Genomic DNA, 23,967 nt, shown 5'->3' on the forward strand with positions numbered 1-23,967 from the left:
ATTATCATTAAAAATTCATTCCGATATATCGTATTCACCTGAGAAGGGCATCAACATGGCATCTACCCGTTACCCTCAACGTGTCCGCAATGACCTGCGTTTTCGCGAGCTGAACGTGCTGCGCACTGAGCGAGTCAGCGCAGGATTTCAGCGCATTGTGCTAGGCGGCGAGGCGCTGGAGGGCTTTCGCTCTCGCGGCTTTGACGACCATACCAAAGTCTTTTTCCCGGCACCGGGCACCACTTTCGTGCCGCCTGTGGTGACCGATGAAGGCATCGACTGGGGCGACGGCGTGCGTCCGCAGGCGCGTGACTATACCCCGCTGTACGATGACGAAAAACATGAGCTGGCGCTCGATTTCTTCGTTCATGATGGCGGCATTGCCAGCAACTGGGCAGTAGAGGCGAAGGTGGGCGACAAGCTGACCATCGGCGGTCCGCGCGGTTCGCTGGTGGTGCCGGAAGATTACGCCTGGCAGCTGTACGTGTGCGACGAGTCGGGCATGCCCGCGCTGCGCCGCCGTTTAGAAGGCATAGCAAAACTGCCTGTTCGCCCGGCGATCCACGCCATCGTCACCGTGGGCGATGCGGCGTACCAGGACTATCTGGCGCACCTGAGCGGGTTCAACATCACCTGGGTTATCGGCCACAACGAGCAGGCGGTGGCCGACCATCTTGCCGCGCTGGATGTGCCGGAAGAGGATTACTTTATCTGGCTGACCGGGGAGGGGAAGGTGGTGAAACGCCTGAGCCGTCAGTTTGAAACCGACGCAATTGACCCACAGCTGGTGCGTGCCAGCGCGTACTGGCACGCCAAATAATCAGGCAGCGGGATCCAGCTGCGCTTCGCTCACCTGATGTTCGAGCGAGGCGCATACCTCTTTCAACGCTTTCTCCTGCTGGGCAAAGTAGGCTTCCATATTGCTGAGCGACGAGACGAGCAGCCAGGATTCTTCCTTCTCCAGCTCTGCCAGCTCGTTCACCAGGGTGTCGATTTGCTCACGCACCTGCGCCATCTTTTTGCGAATACGTTCCAGGTCGTTCAGCCTGTCGCTCGCCATCATCGGTTCGAATCCTTGTTGCAGACGGGCGACCAGCGAGCGAATGGCCTTCACGTCGCCGCGCTGTTTGGCCTGGTTGAGTTGTACCATCATCCTGTTGGCTTCTTCTTTTAAATCATCGGCAACCAGATCCGGGTGGCATAGCTTGCTCGCCTGACGCCAGAGCCGCTTCAGCTCGTTCCGATCCTCTTCAGAGAGATCCTTGCCTTTACGCAGGCGAACTTCGGCATCATGATGCTGTTCGCGATACTTCTTGTACTCTTCGTTGGCCTCATCGCGCGCCTGACGTGCTGGCTCTTCTTCACGCGTTAAACCGGTCTCCAGCTCCATCGCTTCGGCCAGCAGGTTGGCAATCAGGTTACTTTGCTGCTGAAGATGCTTGCGCGCCTCTGCCGCCTGAACGGAATCCGCAGGCAGATCTCGCCAGCGCCGGGTGAGCGTTGTCAGAACCTCTACGGCCTGCGCCATATAGTCCTGGCAGCGGCGGTAATCCTCTTCCCGACGACGCGTCTCCTCCTGCTGACGACGCAGGTTAAGCTCCGCCAGCGTTTTACGCAGGGCGAGGATCTGCTGCATCAACGGCCCGAGGCGGGAGAAATAGAGATCGTTGAACTCATCTAGCTGCTGTACCCGGGCGTTACGGCGATCAATCAGATCGCGCAGACGCTCTTCCAGGGCTTTCAGCTCCAGCTTGCTGGCCGCCAGCTGTGGGTCACGCCACGGGGTAACGGCGCGCTGGCTTTGCAGCCAGGCGGTGATAGCGCGAAGGGCTGCGGTGTAGTTTTTCTGCTCAAGCGCCGCGACGATGGACAGGAGATCATCGTCAAAGGCTTCCTCTTTGAGACGTTTCAGCTGGCTCCGGATGATGTCGTCATCTTCCAGCTCAATGGCATTTTTAATGATTTCTAGCCGTTTGATCGGTGTGCTCATGATGCCTTTCGCTCTGGCGCTTAAGTATTTGAGTTAAGGTTAGTTGTTGTAAAAGCTACAGGAAATAATACACACGGATGATGATCGGCGCGATGGGGGATTTCTTTAGTTTTTAGGGTTTGTGAGGGGAAGCGACAGGCCGGGCTACGTGTGGTGGATTACTTACAAAAAAGCCACTCAATTGAGTGGCTTAACTGGATGATTCTAAAGCTAAAATTTGGTGGCCCCTGCTGGACTTGAACCAGCGACCAAGCGATTATGAGTCGCCTGCTCTAACCACTGAGCTAAGGGGCCGTGGCGGTGAATTATAAAGTAACTCCCCTCAGCAATCCAGCCATTCACACCTGCCTGCTGTTTTTATAAACAACGCATAATCAATCCTTTATACTTACCTTAAGATGCATAGACAGGAGTAGAGATGATCAACGATATTCTGGCCCCTGGCCTGCGGGTGGTGTTCTGCGGTATCAATCCGGGTAAGTCATCGGCGCACACCGGTTTTCACTTTGCTCATCCGGGAAATCGCTTCTGGAAGGTGATCCACCAGGCCGGTTTTACCGACAAACAGCTTAAGCCGGAAGAAGAGCAGCAGCTGCTGGATACGCGCTGTGGCATCACCATGCTGGTCGAGCGACCCACGGTACAGGCAAGCGAAGTGAATCTGCATGAGCTGCGCGCTGGCGGACGTGAGCTGATCGCGAAAATTGAAGACTATCAGCCCGCGGCGCTGGCGATCCTCGGCAAGCAGGCCTACGAGCAGGCGTTCAGCCAGCGCGGCGCCAGCTGGGGTAAGCAGAACATTACCATTGGCGTAACGCAGGTGTGGGTGCTGCCGAACCCGAGCGGGCTGAACAGGGCGACGCTGGACAAGCTGGTGGAGGCGTATCGGGAACTGGATGAGGCGCTGGTGGTGAGGGGGCTTTAGCTCCTCTGCGGCTTGATGCCCTCATCCTGACCCTCTCCCACAGGGAGAGGGAATAAACAAAAAAAAAGCTCCCGATTGGGAGCTTTTTCATTTCAGGACCGATTAATCGTCCAGGAAGCTACGCAGCACTTCAGAGCGGCTCGGATGGCGCAGCTTACGCAGCGCCTTCGCTTCGATCTGACGGATACGTTCGCGGGTAACGTCAAACTGTTTACCCACTTCTTCCAGCGTGTGGTCGGTGTTCATGTCGATACCGAAACGCATACGCAGCACTTTAGCTTCACGGGCGGTCAGGCCAGCCAGCACGTCGTGCGTAGCGGCACGCAGGCTCTCGGTGGTTGCAGAGTCCAGCGGCAGCTCGAGGGTGGTATCCTCGATGAAATCACCCAGATGCGAATCTTCATCATCACCGATTGGCGTTTCCATGGAGATTGGCTCTTTAGCGATTTTCAGCACTTTACGGATCTTGTCTTCCGGCATCAGCATGCGTTCAGCCAGCTCTTCCGGCGTCGGCTCGCGGCCCATCTCCTGCAACATCTGGCGAGAGATACGGTTGAGTTTGTTGATGGTCTCAATCATATGCACCGGAATACGGATGGTGCGCGCCTGGTCTGCGATAGAGCGGGTGATCGCCTGACGGATCCACCAGGTAGCATAGGTGGAGAACTTGTAACCACGACGGTATTCAAACTTATCTACCGCTTTCATCAGACCGATGTTGCCTTCCTGAATCAGATCCAGGAATTGCAGGCCACGGTTGGTGTATTTCTTGGCGATAGAGATAACCAGACGTAAGTTCGCTTCAACCATCTCTTTCTTCGCACGGCGGGCTTTCGCTTCACCGATGGACATACGACGGTTGATGTCTTTCACCTGCTCGATGGTCAGGCCGGTCTCTTCTTCAATCTGATGCAGTTTTTGCAGGCCGCGCTGTACGTCTTCTTTCACGTCGTGCAGCTTTTCAGACCACGGCTTGTTCATCGCGATAGCGGCGTTGAACCAGGTTTCGCTGGTTTCATTGCCGGTGAAGAGGGTAATGAAGTTCTTCTTCGGCATTTTGCACTGTTCAACGCACAGCTTCATGATGATACGTTCCTGGGTACGTACGCGATCCATCATCACGCGCATGCTGTTCACCAGGTAGTCGAACTGTTTTGGCACCAGGCGGAACTGTTTGAACACTTCAGACAGCTTCAGGATCTCTTCCTGAGCGGCGGCATGGCTGCGGCCTTTCGCTTTGATGGTGTCACGCGTCACTTCGTACTGGGTACGCAGCTCGGCAAACTTCTCACGCGCCAGTTCAGGGTCGATGCTGTTGTCATCGTCGCTGCTGTCGTCCTCTTCTTCTTCATCTTCGTCTTCGTCGTCATCCATCTCTTCCTGAGACAGCTCAGACCCGACGTGAGTGGCGGTTGGCGCCATATCTTCTTCAGCGTTCGGGTCGACAAAGCCAGTGATCAGATCGGACAGACGCGCTTCTTCCGCTTCAACGCGATCGTACTGCTCCAGCAGATAGGTAATCGCTTCCGGGTATTCGGCAACAGAGCACTGAACCTGGTTGATCCCGTCTTCGATGCGTTTTGCGATGTCAATTTCGCCTTCGCGGGTCAACAGTTCAACGGTACCCATTTCGCGCATGTACATGCGGACCGGGTCAGTGGTACGCCCGATTTCAGATTCCACGCTGGACAGGACCTGTGCAGCAGCTTCTTCCGCATCTTCGTCAGTGTTGTTGGAGGTTTCAGCCAGCAACAGATCATCGGCATCCGGTGCTTCTTCCATCACCTGAATGCCCATGTCATTGATCATTTGGATGATATCTTCGATCTGATCTGAATCGACAATATCTTCCGGCAGATGGTCATTGACCTCGGCATAGGTCAGATAGCCTTGCTCCTTACCGCGTTGGACAAGAAGTTTCAGCTGTGACTGCGGGTTTTGCTCCATAAGACGGTATCCACACTTAATTCGTTTGATTGGTGTCGGCGATGGGCTGCCAACCTTTAAAGCGAGGGCGTACTTATATTTTTGCCGCTGCCTCTCAGTGCGGCTGCCGGGGGCTTCCCGATCGATATTCGGCACTTAAGCCGTTAAATTTTTTATTTCTTCGCCAGTTCCTGGTTAATCATCCAGAGCTCCCGGCGTTCTTCGCTGCTCAGGCCATGGGTGCGCTCGCGAGCTATCAACTCTTCCTGGCGCAACTCAAGCATCGAATCAAACATATGGTTGAGCGAGTCGGTGAACGTTTTTTCTGCGATATCCTTATCTGCTATATCGTCCCACATCGACAGTTTTTCAAGGGTAGCGGCCTCTTTTGTGCCGCGATAATGCTCTAAAAGTTGTCCGGTGGTCAGACCTGGCTGAGACAAACAAGTGTTGACCAATTCTGAAAATAAGCCAAGCCCGGGCAATTTTTCGTGGTTCAAACCCGCCAGCGACGGCACTTGCGGAGCAAGTTCGGGGTTTTGCACCAGCAACCCTATCAGTATACGCATGGTTGTGCGTTTTAGCTGAGGCGCGGGGCGTACCGTGCCGTTTTCAGCCTGTTTCGGCATTAAACGTTCAAGCTGGCTGTCATCCAGAATGCCGAGCTTGTTGCCTAACTCCTGACGCAGATAGATGCGCAGCGTTTCGCCGGGCACCTGGCTGATTAACGGCAGCGCCAGCGTGCTGAGCTGCGCGCGCCCGTCAGGGGTACTCAAATCAACCTGCGGCATCAGGCTGTTAAACAGAAACGTGGAGAGCGGCTGAGCCTGCTCCATCCGCGCTTCAAACGCCGCTTTGCCCTCTTTACGCACCAGCGTATCCGGGTCTTCACCGTCGGGCAGGAACATAAAGCGTAGCTGACGCCCGTCGGTCATATACGGCAACGCGGTTTCCAGCGCTCGCCAGGCGGCGTCGCGTCCTGCGCGGTCACCGTCGTAACAGCAAATCACGTTGTTGGTGACGCGGAACAGCAGCTGGATATGGTCCGCCGTGGTGGACGTTCCCAGCGACGCAACGGCATAGTTAATGTCGTACTGCGCCAGCGCAACAACATCCATATAGCCTTCGACGACCAGAAGACGCGGAGGTTCCGCATTATCCTGCTGTGCCTCATAAAGACCGTAAAGCTGGCGGCCCTTATGGAAAATATCGGTTTCCGGGGAGTTAAGGTATTTCGGCAGGGCATCGCCCAGCACGCGACCACCAAAACCTATCACCCGGCCACGCTTGTCGCGGATCGGGAACATCACCCGTTCACGGAAGCGGTCGTAGCTTCGTCCCTGGTCGTTGGTGACCAGCATGCCTGCGTCGATGAGGGATTTACGATCTTCGCTATTGCCGCCAAAACGCTTTAACACGTTGTCCCAGCCGGGCGGGGCGTAACCAATAGCGAAACGCGCAATCACATCGTCACTCAGTCCGCGCTTGTTCAGATACTGACGCGCAGGCTCAGCCGCAGAGTGCTTAAGAGACTGTTGGTAAAACGAATTCAGGCCATCCATCAGTTGGTACAGCGTTTGCCGCTGATGGCGCTCGATCTGACTTGGCCCACTGCCTGCTTCATACGGCACTTCAAGGTTATGCATCGCCGCCAGCTCTTCGACGGTTTCAACGAACTCGAGCTTGTCGTAGTTCATCAAAAAATCGACGGCATTACCGTGTGCGCCACAGCCGAAGCAATGGTAGAACTGTTTTTCACCGTTTACGGTGAAAGAGGGGGTTTTTTCGTTATGGAACGGACAGCACGCATGGTAGTTCTTGCCCTGCTTTTTTAGCTTCACCCGCGCGTCGATGAGATCGACGATGTCGGTTCTGGCAAGCAGGTCATTGATGAAAACGCGTGGGATTCTTCCGGCCATATGCCCCAAAAATTTAAGCGACTTATAAACGAAAACAAGCCGCGCATTCCTTCCGGAAGCACGGCCTTACGACTACAACTCTGTCTGTCAATTGAGGGCTGTGGCCCTCAACAGATTAGTACAGACGAGTACGGCGTGCGTTTTCGCGAGCCAGTTTCTTCGCGTGACGTTTCACAGCGGAAGCTTTAGCGCGCTTACGTTCGGTCGTTGGTTTTTCATAAAACTCACGACGACGAACTTCAGCCAGAACACCTGCTTTCTCGCATGAACGTTTGAAGCGACGCAGTGCTACGTCGAACGGCTCGTTTTCACGTACTTTAATTACCGGCATGTAACTCTCACCTTTAATAAATTCGGTTTGCCGCTGGCATCAACGCCAGCTTATTTCAAAATGGTGCGGAATTTTACTGCAAATGCTGCTGCTTTGTAAAGCACCGATGCGATTTTGAAAGGGACTTTAATAAGGGTGAGGAGTATACACGAGGCTTCTTCCTGGGGCGAACAAAGTTTTACAACAATCCGCCCAGGCTCTACACTGCGCGGTATTGAAAAGAGGTAAAACAAGTCATGCGTGTACTGGGTATTGAAACATCCTGCGATGAAACCGGCATCGCGATTTACGACGACGAAAAAGGGCTTCTGGCCAACCAGCTGTATAGTCAGGTGAAATTGCACGCTGACTACGGCGGCGTCGTGCCTGAACTGGCCTCTCGTGACCACGTGCGTAAAACGGTTCCCCTGATTCAGGCGGCGCTTAAAGAGGCCGGGTTGAGTGCAAAAGATATTGATGCCGTGGCCTATACCGCAGGGCCGGGCCTGGTCGGCGCGCTGCTGGTCGGCGCAACGGTAGGGCGTTCGCTGGCCTTCGCGTGGGATGTTCCGGCCATTCCGGTTCACCATATGGAAGGGCACCTTCTGGCGCCGATGCTGGAAGACAATCCGCCAGAGTTCCCGTTTGTGGCGCTGCTGGTTTCCGGTGGGCATACCCAGCTGATTAGCGTAACGGGCATTGGCAAGTACGCGCTGCTGGGCGAGTCGATCGACGATGCTGCCGGTGAAGCCTTCGACAAAACCGCCAAGCTGCTGGGGCTGGATTACCCGGGCGGCCCGATGCTGTCGAAAATGGCGTCGCAGGGAACGGAAGGGCGCTTTGTCTTCCCGCGCCCGATGACCGACCGTCCGGGGCTGGATTTCAGCTTCTCTGGCCTGAAAACTTTCGCGGCCAATACTATCCGCAATAATGACGACAGTGAGCAGACCCGTGCCGATATCGCCCGTGCGTTCGAAGACGCGGTGGTGGATACGCTGATGATCAAGTGCAAGCGCGCGCTGGATCAGACCGGCTTTAAGCGTCTGGTGATGGCCGGTGGCGTCAGCGCTAACCGCACGCTGCGCGCGAAGCTTGCCGAAATGATGCAAAAGCGTCGCGGGGAAGTGTTCTACGCGCGTCCTGAATTTTGCACCGATAACGGGGCGATGATCGCCTACGCCGGGATGGTGCGTCTGAACGCCGGCGCAACGGCTGACCTGAGCGTGTCTGTGCGTCCGCGCTGGCCGCTGGCGGAACTGCCGGAGGCGTAACCCTCACCCTAACCCTCTCCCACAGGGAGAGGGGATCATGGCTCTACACCCGCAACATTCCTTTCTCTTCCAGAAACGCAATAATCGTCGCTAAACCGTCGCCCGCTTTCAGGTTGGTAAACGTCCACGGACGCTCGCCGCGCATGCGATTAGTGTCGCGCTCCATTACCTCCAGCGACGCCCCCACGTACGGCGCGAGGTCGGTTTTGTTGATCACCAGAAAATCGGATTTGGTGATCCCCGGCCCGCCCTTGCGCGGGATTTTTTCCCCTTCGGCCACGTCGATGACGTAGATGGTGAGGTCCGCCAGCTCCGGGCTGAAGGTCGCGCTCAGGTTATCCCCGCCGCTTTCCACGAAGATCAGATCCAGATTGCCGAACTTCTCGCTCAACGCTTCCACCGCCGCCAGGTTCATTGAGGCATCTTCGCGGATGGCGGTATGCGGGCAGCCGCCCGTTTCCACGCCCACGATGCGCTCTGGCTCCAGCGCACCCGCCTCGGTCAGGATGCGCTGATCCTCTTTGGTATAGATATCGTTGGTCACCACCGCAAGATGATAGGTGTCGCGCATCGCCTTGCAGAGCGCTTCCAGCAGGGCGGTTTTGCCCGACCCTACCGGGCCGCCCACGCCCACGCGCAGGGGATGTTTGTAATCAGCCATGTTGACTCCTCAGGAACGGAATAGTCGTGAATATTGGGTTTCATGGCGCGCGGAGGCGATGGCCGACAGCGGCGTAGCGGCCCCCAGCGCGTCGTCGCCACGTAAAAATGCCTGTTCAAACCCGGCGGCAAAATGGTCGCTCAGGTCGATAATCAGCTGTTGTGCGGCCTGCTGCCCAAACGGTACCAGCTTGACGCCCGCCATCACCGCGCTCTCTATCCAGCTGTAGCCCAGGCTCAGCGCCAGCTCGCGCGCGTTAATGCCCCAGCGCACGCCGAGCCACGCCATGCCGCCGAGCTGGCTTCGCATCAACAGCGGTAGCCATTCTACCGGGCAGTCAGGTTCCCAGCTCTTAATCAGCCGCGTAAAGGCTGCCCCACGGTTGCGTTCTTCATCGCGCAGCTCGCGCGTTTCCCGGCAGGCGAGCAGGTATGCCGTCCAGCGTTTTACTGCCGCGACGTCCTGCTTCTCGCAGGCACAATACAGGCGGATAAACAGCGGCAGGTCGACGCAGAAAAAGCTCTGCTCCATCTGCTGGATCTGCCAGCGCCTGAAGGCCTCAGCGTCCGTGACCCACCCGGCCTCAACGGCCCACTCCAGCCCCTGCGACCAGGTAAACGATCCGACCGGCAGGCTACTGCTGGAGAGCTGCATCAGGCGCAGCCGCTGGCGGGCGTGCTCCATCAGCTCATCAGCGCCAGCAGGGCGGAGACGATCAGCCCGCCACCGAAGGTTTTACGCAGGCCGTCGTGACGGCGCAGCAGCAGCCCTGCCGCGAAGCTGGCACACAGCACCGTGGCGCTGGCTAACATAAACCCGCTGGTGAAGAGCCAGAAGCTGTGGCCGGACATCTCCACGCCGTGCGCCCAGCCGTGGAACATCGCCAGGGCTGGTACCGCCAGCAGCAGGCGATTTTCGGTCTTAAACATCATCACGCCGCAGAGCGCCAGCGAGGCGATAATCAGCATCTCCATGCCGCTAAAGCCGCCGAGCAGGCTGCCCGCAACGGCGCCAGCAAGCATCATGCCGAGCGTCGCTAACGGCAGCAGCAGCTTGCGGCCGCTCAGGGCGGAGAGCACGCCAGCCCCCGTCAGCATCAGCAGGTGATCCAGCCCGGTCAGCGGATGGAGAAATCCTGCCTGGAAGCTGTCGGTCCCGTGGCCGGGATGGGCGAGCGCGGGAACGGAAAAAGCCAGCAGTAACAGCGGTAAGTACTTGCGCATGATGAGTCCTTAATGTGAATGAGCGTGAGAGTGGCTATGGCTGTGGGCATCGCTGGTGTAAGCTCCCGCTTCCGGTTCAAATGGCAGGCTGGCGAAGGTCACCTCCAGCCCGAACTGACGCAGCATATCGTCGAGGACGTGGTCGTGGTGGTAGCACAGTTCGCCAGGCATTATTTGCAGCGGTACGTGACGGTTGCCCAGGTGATAACAGGCGCGGGCGAGCAGGAACGGGTCGGCGCAGCGCACCACGGAAACCGACTCCGGGGCGGCGATCACTTCGATCACCTCGCTGCCATCGTCGGTAGTCAGCAGGTCGCCCCCGCGCAGTAGCAGGCCGCGCGGCAGCATTAGCCCGGCTTCGCGGCCGTCGTTCAGCGCCACGCGGGCGCGGCTTTTTACCCTCACATCAATCGGTAGCGTGACGCTGGCGGTAATCGGATGCGCATGGTCCAGGCGTTGGGTTAAATAGATCATCATGACTCCTCAAAACAGAAAATAGCGTTGCGCCATCGGCAAAACCTCTGCCGGTTCGCTGGTGATCAATTCGCCGTCGACGCGTACCTCATAGGTTTGCGCGTCAACGGTGATATTCGGCTGTAAATCGTTGTGGATCATGTCGGCCTTTTTCACCGACCGGCAGCCTCTCACCACCGCGGTGGCGCTTTGCAGTCCGAGCCGTTGCGGAATGCCGCTGGCATCAGCAGCCTGAGAGACAAACGTCAGCCGCGTGGCGTGGCGTGCGGCACCAAGGGCACCAAACATCGGGCGGTAATGTACCGGCTGCGGCGTGGGGATCGAGGCGTTGATGTCGCCCATCGGCGCGCAGGCGATCATCCCGCCTTTGACGATGGTGGCGGGTTTGACGCCAAAGAAGGCGGGGGACCAGACCACCAGATCCGCCAGCTTGCCCGCCTCAATAGAACCGACCTCATGGGCGATGCCGTGGGTCAGCGCCGGGTTGATGGTGTATTTGGCGACATAGCGCTTCACGCGGAAGTTATCGTTATCGCCGGTCTCTTCCGGCAGTGCGCCGCGCTGCACCTTCATGCGGTGCGCCACCTGCCAGGTGCGGATAATCACTTCCCCCACGCGGCCCATTGCCTGTGAATCTGACGAGGTGAGCGAGAACGCGCCGATATCGTGCAGCACGTCTTCGGCGGCGATGGTCTCCCGGCGAATGCGGGATTCGGCAAACGCCACGTCCTCGGCGATATCCGGGTCGAGGTGATGGCAAACCATCAGCATGTCCAGGTGCTCGTCGATGGTGTTGACCGTGTAGGGCAGCGTCGGGTTGGTGGAGGAGGGCAGAATATTCGGGTGCGCGCAGGCGGTGATGATATCCGGCGCATGGCCGCCGCCCGCCCCTTCGGTGTGGAAGGTGTGGATGGTGCGCCCGGCGATGGCGGCCAGCGTGTCTTCGACAAAACCGGACTCGTTCAGCGTGTCGCTGTGCAGCGCCACCTGAATATCCATCTCTTCAGCGACCTCCAGCGAACAGTTGATGGCCGCAGGCGTCGCGCCCCAGTCTTCGTGGATCTTAAGCCCGATGGCACCTGCCGCGATCTGCTCGCGCAGCGCGTCCGGGTTGGAGCCGTTCCCTTTACCCAGCAGGCCAATATTCACCGGTAGCGTATCGGCTGCCTGCAACATGCGGGCGATATACCACGGCCCCGGTGTGCAGGTGGTGGCGTTTGTGCCTGCCGCAGGCCCGGTGCCGCCGCCGATCATGGTGGTGACGCCAGACACCAGCGCCTCTTCCGCCTGCTGCGGACAGATCCAGTGGATGTGGGTGTCGATCCCGCCGGCGGTGACAATCCTCCCTTCGGCGGCGATCACCTCCGTTGCCGCGCCAATCGGGATCGTCACGCCGGGCTGAATGTCCGGGTTTCCGGCTTTGCCGATGGCGAAGATCCGCCCATCTTTTACGCCGATATCCGCTTTCACGATCCCCCAGTGATCGACGATTAGCGCGTTGGTGAGCACCAGATCCACGCAGTCGTCGGCGGTCATCTGCCCCTGTCCCATACCGTCGCGGATCACTTTTCCGCCGCCGAATTTAACCTCTTCGCCGTAGATCGTGAGATCGTCTTCCACTTCGATCCACAGCTCGCTGTCGGCCAGCCGCACTTTATCCCCGGTAGTGGGGCCGAACATATCGGCATACGCCTGGCGTGAAATCTCAGCCATGTTTCACCTCGCCCATGACCTCGCCGCGAAAGCCGAAAATGCGCTGTGCGCCCGTCACCTGCACCAGCGTCACTTCCCGCTTCTGGCCGGGCTCGAAGCGCACGGCAGTGCCGGCAGGGATGTTCAGCCGGTAACCTCGGGTGGCTTCGCGATCGAACTTCAGCGCCGGGTTGACCTCGTAAAAGTGGTAGTGCGATCCCACCTGGATCGGCCTGTCGCCGTGGTTTTCCACGATCACACTTCGGGTTTCGCGCCCGACGTTGAGAGCAATGTTGCCGGACTGGATCCGGTATTCGCCTGGGATCATCACGCGCTCCTTACACGATCGGGTTGTGGACGGTGACGAGCTTGGATCCGTCCGGAAAGGTGGCTTCCACCTGGATATCCGGGATCATCTCCGGCACGCCTTCCATCACCTGATCGCGCGTCAGGACGTGGCGGCCGGCTTCCATCAGCGAGGCGACGGTTTCGCCATCGCGCGCGCCTTCCATAATAAAGGCGCTGATCAGCGCGACCGATTCCGGGTAATTGAGCTTTACCCCGCGCGCGAGGCGGCGTTCGGCAACCAGCGCGGCGGTGAACAGCAACAGCTTGTCTTTTTCTCTGGGAGTCAGTTCCATAGCGTTTCTCTTATGTTTGCCAGATGCGCGGCGAACAGGCGGTTTTGGAAGTTAAAAGCGGGCGAAGCGACTGCCAGATATCGCGCATCACCCGCTGACAAATCAGGTTGTCGTGGGAGAGAAAACGCACCGACAGCAGATCGTCGGTGAGCGTCGCCCCGCCAACGTTTTCCAGCGGGGCGAGAAGCGCACGCACCGCGTCGAGAAGTGCTTCCCGGGCCGGATAGAACAGCAGCGTGCCGACCCACGGATGGTCCGCGACGGGCGTCAGATCGCCACCGCTGAGATGCAGTCGCTCAATCAGACGCGGCTCGCCATCCACCCACACCTCAAGGCGGTTCTCCAGCGTGCCGTGGCTGAAGGTTTCGTTTATCACCGGACGGCCCAGACAGTACAGCTCCCACGCCAGCAGCGTGCTGGTGGCGTGCAGGTGAAAGACGGAACGCAGCGCGGCGTTAGCGCCGGGGAAAATAATGGTGTCCTGCGGCAGCCACTCCAGCGTGGCCTCTTCGTCGAGGTAAAAATGCTGACTGAGGCAGGCCAGCGGACCGTTGCTGCGATAGAACTTACTGGCGCCGGGCATGGTGATGAGGGCATGGCTTTTGGCGTCGAGCCGCACGGAAATATCCAGCGTATCTCCGCCCACAATTCCGCCTGGCGGGTGCAGCAGGTAAAGGTGGCAGGTTTCCCCTTCGGGATAAAACGGACGCTGAACGGTGAGCGGCCCGCTGTGACGCGCGGAATGGAGAAGGGTTTTCTCAGGGGTATGACAAAACTGGAGGGCAAGCGAGGCCTGCCAGCCTTTGTATGAATTATCAGTGACCTGAGTTGCTAACATGGTGCTTCCATTTCCACACTATCGGGGTACGTTTCAGTATGCCCTGGCGTAAATGAAGGCTGTCATATGAGTCGCTTATGGATAAAAAAACGGCTCATGTGAGCCGGTTTCAGTAATGCAGGCCGGGTAAGCGCAGCGCCACCCGGCAAGAAAGGCTAGCGATAATCCTCTGCATCCACATCATACCCCGACGGCTCCCAGCGGATCGCCAGCAGCGACGCCAGACCGATAAACGGCGCCAGCGCAATCACCCAGAACACGGCGGTATCCAGCGAGGCGACCAGCAGCGGGAACAGAAACAGTGACAGCGTTGAACTGCTGCGCATCAGCGTCTGGTTAAGCCCCACACCCACGCCGCGCAGCGAGGTCGGGTAGCTCAGGGAGGCAAACGTCATGGTATGCGCACCTGGACCAAAACCCTGACCAAACAGGAACAGCGCCAGCATCGCGACGGCGACCACGCCTTCCGTCGCCCCGTCAGGGCGGCCAATCAGCGCCAGGCCGAGCAGTGCCGCAAGCTGGCACGCATAACCCGCCAGTGACATCCGCCATGCGCCGAAGCGCGGAACATAGCGCACCGCCAGCAGCCCGCCGACAAATGCGAACAGCAGGTTAAGCGCCAGCGAGATCAGAATGGTGGTCAGCATCGACTGCACAAAGAAGCTGGAGATGATCACCGGCAGGCCAAAGGCTACGGCGTTATAGGCGAACGAGGAGACCACTGACAGCAGCGTGGCGAGCGTGGTACGCCGCAGATAGATACCGCGGAACAGGTTCAGGTAGTTCGACCATTTTGCCTTGTTCACGACAGGCGCGGGCTGGTCGAGCGCATCCTGCGGTACGTGGGCATTAATATTGTAAGACTGCCGCAGGATGGACGCCGCCTCCTTCAGATTGCCCTGATTCGCCGCCCAGACCGGGGATTCGCTCATATAGCGGCTGCGGATGGCGATAATCACCAGCGCGGGCACCGCGCCAAAGCCAAGGATCAGACGCCAGAGCCAGTCGCTGTGGCTTTCCGGCAGCACGGCGTAAAAGAAGAGCACCAGAAGATAAGAGATGCTGATGGCCGCGTACCAGGTGGGGCACCACATTGCGACGCTGGAGGCTTTATTCCCCGGGCCTTTCAGCCTGGCGAACTCGCTGAGAAACGCCATCGCGACGGGAAGGTCGATCCCAACGCCAAGACCCATCACAAAGCGCGCGCCCGCAAGCACATATTCGTTCGGGGCCAGCGCACAGGCGATAGCGGCAACGACAAAGAACACCATGTCGGCCATAAAGACGCGGTAGCGCCCGATTTTATCCGTAAGATAGCCGCCGAGCAGCGCCCCGACAATCGCGCCAAAGGTAATCGCCGAGGCCACCATGCCGGTACCGGCGGGCGTCAGGTTAAATTCGCGGGTGATGTCTTTGATGCCGAATGCCAGCGCGCCGAGATCGTAGGCATCGAGGAAAATTCCCCCGAGTGCGATACCGATCACGATGCGGGCATTGGCCCGGCCCTGAGAGCCGTCATTAACGAGACGTGAAACGTCCGATGCGCTACGCACCCACTTGATGTCGCCATCCGGGGTATTTCCTGCCGTTGGAAGGGGAGTTGAATCTGTGATTTCTGCCATTTTCTTTTTGTATGGTTGTGTTGTGTCTCTAACAGTTACCACAGGCAGAAGGTGACAAAAATCACATTTGGTTATAAGGCATAACGAACGGTTTACTGAGCGTCTTTCTTTTTACGCCTGAGCTTCGTCCAGATCTTCGTTTCCTTACGCCGCCACAGGCGCTGAATGTTGTCGTGGTGGCGCAACAGGATCAGACACGAGAGCATCGACACCGGGAAGGTAAACTGCGGTTTAAACCACCAGACATAAAACGGGGCGATCAGTGCGCTGACGATGGCGCCCAGCGACGAATAACCGCTCAGCAGGATGGTCAGCAGCCAGGTGCCCGCCATCACGCCGGTGAGATCCCAGCCGATCGGCGCAATCGCGCCAAACGCGGTGGCAACGCCTTTACCGCCTTTAAAACCAAAGAAAACGGGCCAGATGTGGCCGACGCAGGCGGCGATGGCAATCAGCCCCAGCCAGAAGGGTGTGACGCCGAGCGCATACGCGCCCCAGACGGGAAGCATTCCTTTCAGAACATCAAAAATCAAAACCGCTACGGCTGCTCCCTTGCCGCCAATTCGTAGTACATTGGTCGCCCCCGGATTCCCGGAACCACTTTCACGCGGGTCAGGCAACCCGGCGATGCGGCAGACCAGAATGGCGCTGGAGATTGAGCCGCAAAGGTAGGCGAGGATAATCATTCCAGGCGCGATTGCACTCATAACGCTGTTCCGTTTTGAAAATGTATCTGTATTCTCAGCATCTGTGGATAATACGCATAATTCGCCGGAAGTGGTATCCGGTTTAGCCAAAAAGCAGGCAGGTCGTGATGGATATTGTATTTATAGAGCAACTTTCGGTAATCACCACAATTGGTGTTTACGACTGGGAACAGACCATCGAGCAGAAACTGGTGTTCGATATCGAAATGGGCTGGGACAACCGCAAGTCAGCAAAAAGCGATGATGTGAATGACTGTCTGAGCTACGCCGACATCAGTGAAACGGTCATCGCCCATGTTGAAGGGCAACGTTTTGCGCTGGTAGAACGCGTGGCGGAAGAGGTAGCAGACCTGCTGCTGAGCAAATTTAACTCCCCATGGGTGCGCATTAAGCTAAGCAAGCCGGGAGCGGTGGCGCGCGCCGCCAATGTGGGCGTGATTATCGAGCGTGGCACAAATCTGAAAGGAAAGATTTAACGTCATAATAGCTAAACCATTTTAGGTTATATCGGTCTTAAAGCTGTATCTTTCACGGTTGTCCGCGTGGGACACCGTTTTTTTATATCTTTTTAGGGGTTTATAGATGAGCGATATGCACTCGCTGCTGGTTGCGGCAATACTGGGTGTGGTCGAAGGATTGACGGAGTTTTTGCCGGTGTCCAGTACGGGCCATATGATTATCGTTGGCCATCTCCTGGGCTTTGAAGGCGATACCGCAAAGACGTTTGAGGTGGTGATCCAGCTGGGCTCTATCCTGGCGGTGGTCGTGATGTTCTGGCGACGTCTGTTTGGTCTGATCGGTATCCACTTCGGGCGTTTGCCGCAGCGTGAAGGAGAGGGCAAAGGGCGCCTGACGCTGATTCATATTCTGCTCGGGATGATCCCGGCGGTGGTGCTGGGGCTGGTGTTCCACGACACCATTAAATCGCTCTTCAACCCGATTAACGTGATGTACGCGCTGGTTGTCGGCGGCTTCCTGCTGATTGCCGCCGAAGTGCTGAAGCCAAAAACCCCGCGTGCGGAAGGTCTGGACGATATGACGTATCGCCAGGCGTTTATGATTGGCTGCTTCCAGTGTCTGGCGCTGTGGCCGGGCTTCTCCCGTTCAGGGGCAACCATTTCCGGCGGGATGCTGATGGGCGTGAGCCGTTACGCGGCGTCTGAGTTCTCGTTCCTGCTGGCGGTGCCGATGATGATGGGCGCCACCGCGCTGGATCTCTACAAAAGCATCGGCTTCCTGACCGTGGGCGACATTCCGATGTTCGCCGTGGGCTTTATCACCGCCTTTATTGTGGCGTTGATCGCCATCAAAACCTTCCTGCAACTGATTAAGCGTATTTCGTTTATTCCGTTCGCGATCTACCGCTTTATCGTCGCGGCTGCCGTGTACGTGGTCTTCTTCTGATGACCGACCGCCCTCAGTCTTTCGGCTGAGGGCAACGTTTTTCCTTCCACGCTGCAACCGCATCAATCCGCCGCTTCGTCAGCTCTTCGCGGATCGCCGGGCCTTTAAACCCTGCCTCCACCACCTCTTTTGTTGGCACCGCTTTCGCTACGTCCCACGCCTCACGCAGCAAACGACCCTGCGGATAATCGGACGCTTCAAACCCGGTGCGGCCGCGCACGTCGGCTTCGCTGGTCAGCGCAATTTGCTCCACACGCTGCGGTTTGCGCCAGGCGTCGATGTTATCAAACAGCCTGACGATGGTAGCGGGTTTCAGGATCGGGAAGGTGTGGATCAGGTCGTGAAACTCGGCCACCAGTTTTGCCAGATCGCGAATGTCATTCGGCACGCGCAGGCGCTGACAAAGCCCTTCAACCAGCTTCACGCCAGCCGGACCGTGCCCGTGGTGGCGTGGCCACAACTCCTTTGGCGTTAACCCTTTGCCGAGGTCATGGCAGAGGGTGGAAAAGCGCACGTCCACCTCCGGGCTGAGCATGGCCGCCATGCTCAGCGTCATCAGGGTGTGAATGCCGGTATCAATTTCCGGGTGCCATTTCGCCGGGGCGGGCACGCCAAACAGCGCGTCTATTTCCGGGAACAGCACTTTCAGCGCCCCGCAGTCGCGCAGAACCTGGAAAAAGACCTGTGGATTGCGGGTAGTCAGGGCGTTTTCGGTCTCTTTCCAGACGCGTTCTGGCGTCAGATGTTCCAGCTCGCCCGCGTCGGTCATGGCCGTCATCAGCGCCATCGTCTCGTCGGCGATGCGGAAGCTGAGATGGGCATAACGGGCGGCAAAACGCGCCACGCGCAGTACGCGAAGCGGATCTTCAGAAAAGGCGGGGGAGATATGGCGTAAAAGACGGTCACGCAGATCGTTCTGGCCGCCGTAGACGTCGATAATATGGCCGTTTTCGTCCTGCGCCAGGGCGTTAATGGTGAGATCGCGGCGCAGTAAGTCCTGCTCCAGCGTCACATCCGGCGCGGCATAGCAGGTGAAGCCGGTATAACCGGAACCGGATTTCCGTTCGGTACGCGCCAGGGCGTACTCTTCTCGGCTTTTCGGATGGAGGAACACAGGAAAATCGCGGCCTACCTGCTGGTAGCCCGCGTCAATCATCGCTTCGGGCGTGGCACCGACCACGACCCAGTCTTTATCTTTGACCGGCAGACCTAATAACGCATCACGTACCGCACCACCGACCAGATAACTCTTCACGCCAACACTCCCGTTTTCTCTTTTCGCAAGATGATACGTAAGTGTGGCAGAGAAGACGAGTTAGTTCATCCAGCGGTCTTTACGTTTACGGCTTGGGATAAGGTGAGGAAGCACCAGACCCAGCACCAGACCGACGCCCAGCACCCCGCCGCCATACATAAACCACTGCATGATGATGGTGCGTTGTTTGTCATCCAGCTGTAGATTCGCGGCGTTCACTTTCTTCTGCGCGACGATGAGCTCATTTTTCAGCTTCTGATTTTCGTCTTTCAGACCGGCGATCACGCTGTCGCTTTGCGCCACTTTCTGCTGCATCTCTGCGGTGCGCTGGTTCCAGGTGCCGTCAATGTTGTTCAGCTTATCGGTCAGGGTTTTCACCTGATTTTCCAGATCCGGCACGCGGGTGCGCAGGCTTGGCACCGTGCTCAGCTCTTTCAGCGGGATCCATGAGGTGCGGCCAGAGCTGTCACGAACCTGACCGTAATTGGTGTCTGCATTGGTTTGCAGCAGAGTCACTTCCTCGCCGGCATTTACCGTACCCACGAGGCGATAATTGTCTCCAGGGCCGCTGCGTACCCAGGTATTCAGTTCATCAGAAACGTAACGTTTCTCTTCAGCGTGGACCGCGGTTGCGGCGCTAAAAGCGAGTAAAGTAAGTCCAATCAGGCGTAATTTAAGCATATCAGTCGTTATTTTCATAAAAAGTGGAACGATAGTAGTGGTATCAGTGTCGCTACGCAAAGGATTCATCATCAATCGGAATCATCTGTGTCATGATTTCCACCGCTTTAAACTTTTACGCCCGTCAAATTGCTCATTGCGTGGCAATTTGGCGCAAAATACTATGTACTGACAAACAAATGGCGAGGAAGTTCGCCTTCATCGACGCGTCTGTGACGCACGCAAAAGTACAAGGCTATGGCACAAGAGATCGAATTAAAGTTTATCGTCGAAAAAGACAGCGCTGACGCGCTCCGCCAGCATCTGAATACGCTGTCCGGCGAGCACCATGAACCCGTACAGCTGCTCAACATCTATTACGAAACGCCGGACAACTGGCTGCGCAACCACGATATGGGCCTGCGCATCCGGGGTGCGAACGGGCGCTACGAGATGACGATGAAAATCGCCGGTCGCGTGGTGGGCGGTTTGCACCAGCGTCCGGAATACAATATCGACATCAGTAAGCCAGAACTTGAGCTGGATCGTTTTCCGGCGGAAGTGTGGCCGGAAGGGACGCTGCCCGCAACGCTGTCGGCAGAGGCGCAACCGCTGTTCAGCACCGATTTCTGGCGCGAAAAATGGCTGGTGACGGAAGGCAAGAGCCGCATTGAGATCGCGTTCGATCGGGGTGAAATTAAGGCGGGTGAAGAGCAGGAGCCGATCTGCGAATTGGAACTCGAACTGCTGGAAGGCGAGGCGAGCGACGTGCTGAAGCTGGCGCACAAGCTGGTGAACCAGCCTGGCCTGCGTCAGGGCAGCCTGAGTAAAGCGGCGCGCGGCTATCACCTGGCCGCCGGGAATGCGCCGCGCGTGCTGCGAGAAACCCCGATTCTGCGCGTTGTGCCGAAAGCCTCCGTTGAGCAGGGCATGGAAGCGGCGCTGGAGCTGGCGCTCTCGCAGTGGCAGTACCACGAGGAGCTGTGGGCGCGTAACGTGAAAAATGCCAAAAAACAGGTGCTGGCCGCTATGGGGCTGGTGCGTCATACCCTGACGCTCTTTGGCGGAATTGTACCGCGTAAAGCCAGCACTCACTTACGTGATTTGCTCACTCAAACCGAAACGCTGATGCTTTCCGACGTGTCGGCACAAACGGCGATCTACAGCCCGCAAAACGCCGGCGCGAAACTGGCGCTGACCGAATTTCTGGTGACGCGCGGCTGGCGTATTTTCCTCGATGCGAAAGGGCAGACCAAAATCGCGGAAAACTTCAAACGTTTTGCGGATATCCACCTCTCCCGTCACGCGGCCGAGCTGAGAACCACCTTTGCGCATCCGCTGGGCGACCAGTATGGCGATCAGCTTCCCCGCCTGGCGCGTAACATCGACAGCATGTTGCTGCTGTCAGGTGCGTATGAGGGCGTGAAGGCGCAGGCCTGGCTGGAGAACTGGCAGGGGCTGAAGCATGCCATCGAGACCCGTCAGCAGATCGAAATCGAGCATTTCCGCAACGAGGCCATTTCGCAGGATCCGTACTGGCTGCACAGCGGAAAACGTTAATTCTGGCAAGGAACCCCTGATATGCCGCTTTCTTCGCAGTTACAGCAGCACTGGCAGACCGTTTGCGAACGCCTGCCTGAGTCGTTACCCGCGTCATCGTTAAGCGAGCAGGCGAAAAGCGTGCTCACGTTCAGTGATTTTGTGCAGGAGAGCGTCAGCGCCAACCCGGACTGGCTGGCAGAGCTGGAAAGCGCGCCGCCGCAGGCTGACGAGTGGCGGCATTATGCTGGCTGGCTGCAAACCGCGCTGGCAGAGGTGGCAGACGAAGCCACGCTGATGCGCGTACTGCGTCAGTTCCGCCGCCGGGTGATGGTACGCATTGCCTGGGCGCAGGCGCTGGAGCTGGTGAGCGAAGAGAGTACCTTGCAGCAGTTGAGCGAGCTGGCGCAGACGTTGATTGTCGCCGCGCGGGACTGGCTCTACGCCGCCTGCTGTAAAGAGTGGGGCACGCCGTGCAGCGAAGCCGGGGTTCCGCAACCGCTGTTGATTCTGGGGATGGGCAAGCTGGGCGGCTGCGAGCTTAATTTCTCCTCAGACATCGACCTGATTTTTGCCTGGCCGGAGAACGGCTCCACGCGCGGCGGTCGTCGCGAGCTGGACAACGCCCAGTTCTTTACTCGCCTGGGGCAGCGGCTGATTAAGGCACTGGATCAGCCCACCCAGGATGGTTTTGTCTACCGCGTGGATATGCGTTTGCGTCCGTTTGGCGACAGCGGTCCGCTGGTGCTGAGCTTTGCCGCGCTGGAAGATTATTACCAGGAGCAGGGTCGCGACTGGGAGCGTTACGCGATGGTCAAAGCGCGGATCATGGGTGACAGCGACGATGCCTGGGCCAACGAGCTGCGCGCCATGCTGCGCCCGTTTGTGTTCCGCCGCTACATCGACTTCAGCGTGATCCAGTCCCTGCGAAATATGAAAGGGATGATTGCCCGCGAGGTGCGTCGCCGTGGTCTGAAGGACAATATCAAGCTCGGCGCGGGCGGTATTCGTGAGATCGAATTTATCGTCCAGGTCTTTCAGCTGATACGCGGTGGGCGTGAACCTTCTCTGCAATCCCGCTCGCTGCTGCCGACGCTGAGCGCTATCGAGCAGCTGCATCTGCTGCCGGAAGGCGATGCGCAAACGCTGCGTGACTCTTATCTCTTCCTGCGTCGTCTGGAAAATTTGCTGCAAAGTATCAACGACGAACAGACCCAGACGTTACCGGGCGACGAGCTGAACCGGGCGCGTCTGGCCTGGGGGATGCGGGTGGATGACTGGGCGGCGCTGGCGCAACGGCTGGAAGCGCATATGGCGGGCGTGCGCCGCATCTTTAACGATCTGATCGGCGACGACGAAAGCGAATCGCAGGACGATGCGCTCTCCGAGCACTGGCGCGAGCTGTGGCAGGACGCGCTCCAGGAAGATGACACCACGCCGGTGCTGGCGCACTTAAGCGACGATGCCCGCCATAGCGTGGTGGCGCTGATTGCCGATTTCCGCTTCGAACTGAACAAACGCGCCATTGGCCCACGCGGTCGTCAGGTGCTGGATCATCTGATGCCGCATCTGCTGAGCGATGTATGCTCCCGCGAGGATGCGCCGGTGCCGCTGTCGCGCATGATGCCGCTGCTGAGCGGGATCGTCACGCGTACCACTTACCTTGAACTGTTAAGCGAGTTTCCCGGCGCGCTGAAGCACCTGATTTCTCTCTGCGCCGCCTCGCCGATGGTGGCGAACAAGCTGGCGCGTTATCCGCTGCTGCTGGACGAACTGCTCGACCCGAATACGCTGTATCAGCCGACGGCGACGGACGCCTACCGCGACGAGCTGCGTCAGTATCTGCTGCGCGTACCGGAAGAGGACGAAGAGCAACAGCTTGAGGCGCTGCGTCAGTTTAAGCAGGCGCAGATGCTGCGCGTGGCGGCGGCAGATATCGCCGGCACCCTGCCGGTAATGAAAGTGAGCGATCACTTAACCTGGCTGGCGGAAGCGATCATCGACGCGGTTGTCCATCAGGCGTGGGTGCAGATGGTGGCCCGCTACGGGCAGCCGAAACACCTTGCAGAGCGCGAAGGCCGCGGTTTTGCGGTGGTGGGTTACGGCAAGCTGGGCGGCTGGGAGCTGGGCTACAGCTCCGATCTGGATCTGATTTTCCTCCACGACTGTCCGGCAGACGTCATGACCGACGGCGAACGTGAGATTGACGGGCGGCAGTTCTACCTGCGTCTGGCCCAGCGCATTATGCACCTGTTCAGCACCCGCACCTCATCCGGCATTCTGTATGAAGTGGATGCGCGTCTGCGCCCGTCCGGCGCGGCAGGCATGCTGGTCACCTCGACGGAGGCTTTCGCCGACTATCAGAAGAACGAAGCCTGGACGTGGGAGCATCAGGCGCTGGTGCGCGCCCGCGTGGTATACGGCGATCCGCAGCTCAAAACGCAGTTCGATGCGATCCGCAAGGCGGTCATGACGACCCCGCGCGAGGGCAGTACGCTGCAAACCGAAGTGCGGGAAATGCGGGAGAAGATGCGCGCGCACCTTGGCAACAAACATCGCGATCGCTTTGATATTAAAGCCGATGAAGGCGGCATTACCGATATCGAGTTTATCACTCAGTACCTGGTGCTGCTGCACGCGCACGATAAGCCGAAGCTGACCCGCTGGTCGGATAACGTGCGCATACTGGAACTGCTGGCGCAGAACGACATTATGGATGAGCAGGAGGCGCAGGCATTAACCCGCGCCTACACCACGCTGCGTGATGAGTTGCACCATCTGGCCTTACAGGAACAGCCGGGCCATGTGGCGCTGGACTGTTTCGCCGATGAACGCGCGCAGGTGACCACAAGCTGGCAGAAGTGGCTGGTGGAACCGTGCGTAACAAAACAAGTGTGATATTATCGCGCG

At 58.2% G+C, this 23,967-nt stretch carries 23 protein-coding genes and 1 tRNA gene; 7 read left to right on the top strand and 17 right to left on the bottom strand.

What is annotated here, in order from left to right:
• Positions 1–55 precede the first annotated feature (55 nt).
• Positions 56–820 (top strand): siderophore-interacting protein, encoded by a 765-nt coding sequence (locus ACOTX5_RS00995; RefSeq protein ID WP_045911523.1) that lies wholly within the window; start codon positions 56–58, stop codon positions 818–820.
• Here ACOTX5_RS00995 and ACOTX5_RS01000 read toward each other — a convergent pair whose 3' ends face one another.
• The gene (locus ACOTX5_RS01000; RefSeq protein WP_045911522.1) at positions 821–1,990 is read right to left on the bottom strand and encodes a DNA repair protein; all 1,170 of its coding nucleotides are present in this window, start codon (positions 1,988–1,990) and stop codon (positions 821–823) included.
• A 218-nt stretch (positions 1,991–2,208) separates the two neighbouring features.
• Positions 2,209–2,284: transfer RNA gene (locus ACOTX5_RS01005), tRNA-Ile, on the bottom strand.
• 124 nt (positions 2,285–2,408) lie between these two features.
• Between ACOTX5_RS01005 and mug the strand changes: the two genes are divergently transcribed.
• A complete protein-coding gene (gene mug, locus ACOTX5_RS01010) occupies positions 2,409–2,915 on the top strand; it encodes a G/U mismatch-specific DNA glycosylase (protein WP_017384024.1) in 507 nt (168 codons plus the stop codon).
• A gap of 102 nt (positions 2,916–3,017) precedes the next feature.
• Here the strand turns inward: mug and rpoD are convergent, their stop codons facing one another.
• The 3 genes from rpoD to rpsU form a co-directional block, all read right to left on the bottom strand.
• Positions 3,018–4,862 (bottom strand): RNA polymerase sigma factor RpoD, encoded by a 1,845-nt coding sequence (gene rpoD / locus ACOTX5_RS01015; RefSeq protein ID WP_015571912.1) that lies wholly within the window; start codon positions 4,860–4,862, stop codon positions 3,018–3,020.
• Positions 4,863–5,014: 152 nt separating this feature from the next.
• Positions 5,015–6,760, bottom strand: coding sequence for a DNA primase (gene dnaG / locus ACOTX5_RS01020; protein WP_003862574.1), 1,746 nt, complete (start codon positions 6,758–6,760; stop codon positions 5,015–5,017).
• A gap of 115 nt (positions 6,761–6,875) precedes the next feature.
• Complete coding sequence (gene rpsU / locus ACOTX5_RS01025; protein WP_001144069.1) at positions 6,876–7,091, bottom strand: 30S ribosomal protein S21; 216 nt, start codon at positions 7,089–7,091, stop codon at positions 6,876–6,878.
• Between the two features lie 236 nt (positions 7,092–7,327).
• Between rpsU and tsaD the strand changes: the two genes are divergently transcribed.
• A complete protein-coding gene (gene tsaD, locus ACOTX5_RS01030; RefSeq protein WP_015571911.1) occupies positions 7,328–8,341 on the top strand; it encodes a tRNA (adenosine(37)-N6)-threonylcarbamoyltransferase complex transferase subunit TsaD in 1,014 nt (337 codons plus the stop codon).
• Positions 8,342–8,384: 43 nt separating this feature from the next.
• Here tsaD and ureG read toward each other — a convergent pair whose 3' ends face one another.
• From ureG to plsY, 10 genes are all read right to left on the bottom strand, one after another.
• Entirely contained in the window at positions 8,385–9,002 is a 618-nt protein-coding gene (gene ureG / locus ACOTX5_RS01035) for an urease accessory protein UreG (RefSeq protein ID WP_014071813.1), read from the bottom strand.
• Positions 9,003–9,011: 9 nt separating this feature from the next.
• Positions 9,012–9,686 carry an urease accessory protein UreF gene (locus tag ACOTX5_RS01040; protein WP_045911501.1) on the bottom strand — a complete coding sequence of 225 codons (675 nt, stop codon included), beginning with the start codon at positions 9,684–9,686 and terminating at the stop codon, positions 9,012–9,014.
• Positions 9,686–10,225, bottom strand: a complete 540-nt coding sequence (locus ACOTX5_RS01045) for a HupE/UreJ family protein (RefSeq protein ID WP_023295464.1) — start codon at positions 10,223–10,225, stop codon at positions 9,686–9,688. Before ACOTX5_RS01045 ends, ACOTX5_RS01040 begins: the two co-directional genes overlap by 1 nt.
• 9 nt (positions 10,226–10,234) lie before the next feature.
• Positions 10,235–10,699, bottom strand: coding sequence for an urease accessory protein UreE (gene ureE / locus ACOTX5_RS01050; protein ID WP_017692648.1), 465 nt, complete (start codon positions 10,697–10,699; stop codon positions 10,235–10,237).
• A 9-nt stretch (positions 10,700–10,708) separates the two neighbouring features.
• Positions 10,709–12,412 carry an urease subunit alpha gene (gene ureC / locus ACOTX5_RS01055; RefSeq protein ID WP_015571907.1) on the bottom strand — a complete coding sequence of 568 codons (1,704 nt, stop codon included), beginning with the start codon at positions 12,410–12,412 and terminating at the stop codon, positions 10,709–10,711.
• Entirely contained in the window at positions 12,405–12,719 is a 315-nt protein-coding gene (locus ACOTX5_RS01060) for an urease subunit beta (protein WP_015571906.1), read from the bottom strand. Before ACOTX5_RS01060 ends, ureC begins: the two co-directional genes overlap by 8 nt.
• A gap of 10 nt (positions 12,720–12,729) precedes the next feature.
• A complete protein-coding gene (locus ACOTX5_RS01065; RefSeq protein WP_003862556.1) occupies positions 12,730–13,032 on the bottom strand; it encodes an urease subunit gamma in 303 nt (100 codons plus the stop codon).
• 10 nt (positions 13,033–13,042) lie between these two features.
• Entirely contained in the window at positions 13,043–13,870 is an 828-nt protein-coding gene (locus ACOTX5_RS01070; protein WP_015571905.1) for an urease accessory protein UreD, read from the bottom strand.
• Between the two features lie 155 nt (positions 13,871–14,025).
• Positions 14,026–15,492, bottom strand: a complete 1,467-nt coding sequence (locus tag ACOTX5_RS01075; protein WP_045340049.1) for an MFS transporter — start codon at positions 15,490–15,492, stop codon at positions 14,026–14,028.
• 92 nt (positions 15,493–15,584) lie between these two features.
• Positions 15,585–16,199: a glycerol-3-phosphate 1-O-acyltransferase PlsY gene (gene plsY / locus ACOTX5_RS01080; protein ID WP_017384031.1), complete on the bottom strand. Its 615-nt coding sequence runs from the start codon at positions 16,197–16,199 to the stop codon at positions 15,585–15,587.
• Between the two features lie 107 nt (positions 16,200–16,306).
• On the opposite strand from plsY, the gene folB reads away from it, so the two are divergent.
• Both folB and bacA read left to right on the top strand, forming a co-directional pair.
• Positions 16,307–16,675, top strand: coding sequence for a bifunctional dihydroneopterin aldolase/7,8-dihydroneopterin epimerase (folB, locus tag ACOTX5_RS01085; protein ID WP_015571902.1), 369 nt, complete (start codon positions 16,307–16,309; stop codon positions 16,673–16,675).
• Positions 16,676–16,781: 106 nt separating this feature from the next.
• A complete protein-coding gene (bacA, locus tag ACOTX5_RS01090; protein ID WP_003862545.1) occupies positions 16,782–17,603 on the top strand; it encodes an undecaprenyl-diphosphate phosphatase in 822 nt (273 codons plus the stop codon).
• 13 nt (positions 17,604–17,616) lie between these two features.
• On the opposite strand, the gene ACOTX5_RS01095 is transcribed toward bacA, so the two are convergent.
• The gene (locus ACOTX5_RS01095; protein WP_023304444.1) at positions 17,617–18,858 is read right to left on the bottom strand and encodes a multifunctional CCA addition/repair protein; all 1,242 of its coding nucleotides are present in this window, start codon (positions 18,856–18,858) and stop codon (positions 17,617–17,619) included.
• A 60-nt stretch (positions 18,859–18,918) separates the two neighbouring features.
• Positions 18,919–19,539, bottom strand: a complete 621-nt coding sequence (locus tag ACOTX5_RS01100) for a TIGR04211 family SH3 domain-containing protein (protein ID WP_001303390.1) — start codon at positions 19,537–19,539, stop codon at positions 18,919–18,921.
• Between the two features lie 237 nt (positions 19,540–19,776).
• On the opposite strand from ACOTX5_RS01100, the gene ACOTX5_RS01105 reads away from it, so the two are divergent.
• Both ACOTX5_RS01105 and glnE read left to right on the top strand, forming a co-directional pair.
• Positions 19,777–21,078 (top strand): inorganic triphosphatase, encoded by a 1,302-nt coding sequence (locus tag ACOTX5_RS01105; protein ID WP_045911500.1) that lies wholly within the window; start codon positions 19,777–19,779, stop codon positions 21,076–21,078.
• Positions 21,079–21,099: 21 nt separating this feature from the next.
• Complete coding sequence (gene glnE, locus ACOTX5_RS01110) at positions 21,100–23,955, top strand: bifunctional [glutamate--ammonia ligase]-adenylyl-L-tyrosine phosphorylase/[glutamate--ammonia-ligase] adenylyltransferase (RefSeq protein ID WP_045911499.1); 2,856 nt, start codon at positions 21,100–21,102, stop codon at positions 23,953–23,955.
• The last annotated feature ends 12 nt before the right edge of the window (positions 23,956–23,967 follow it).

It is taken from the genome of Enterobacter cloacae complex sp. IR5441, from assembly GCF_049238215.1.
Lineage (GTDB): Bacteria > Pseudomonadota > Gammaproteobacteria > Enterobacterales > Enterobacteriaceae > Enterobacter > Enterobacter hormaechei_C.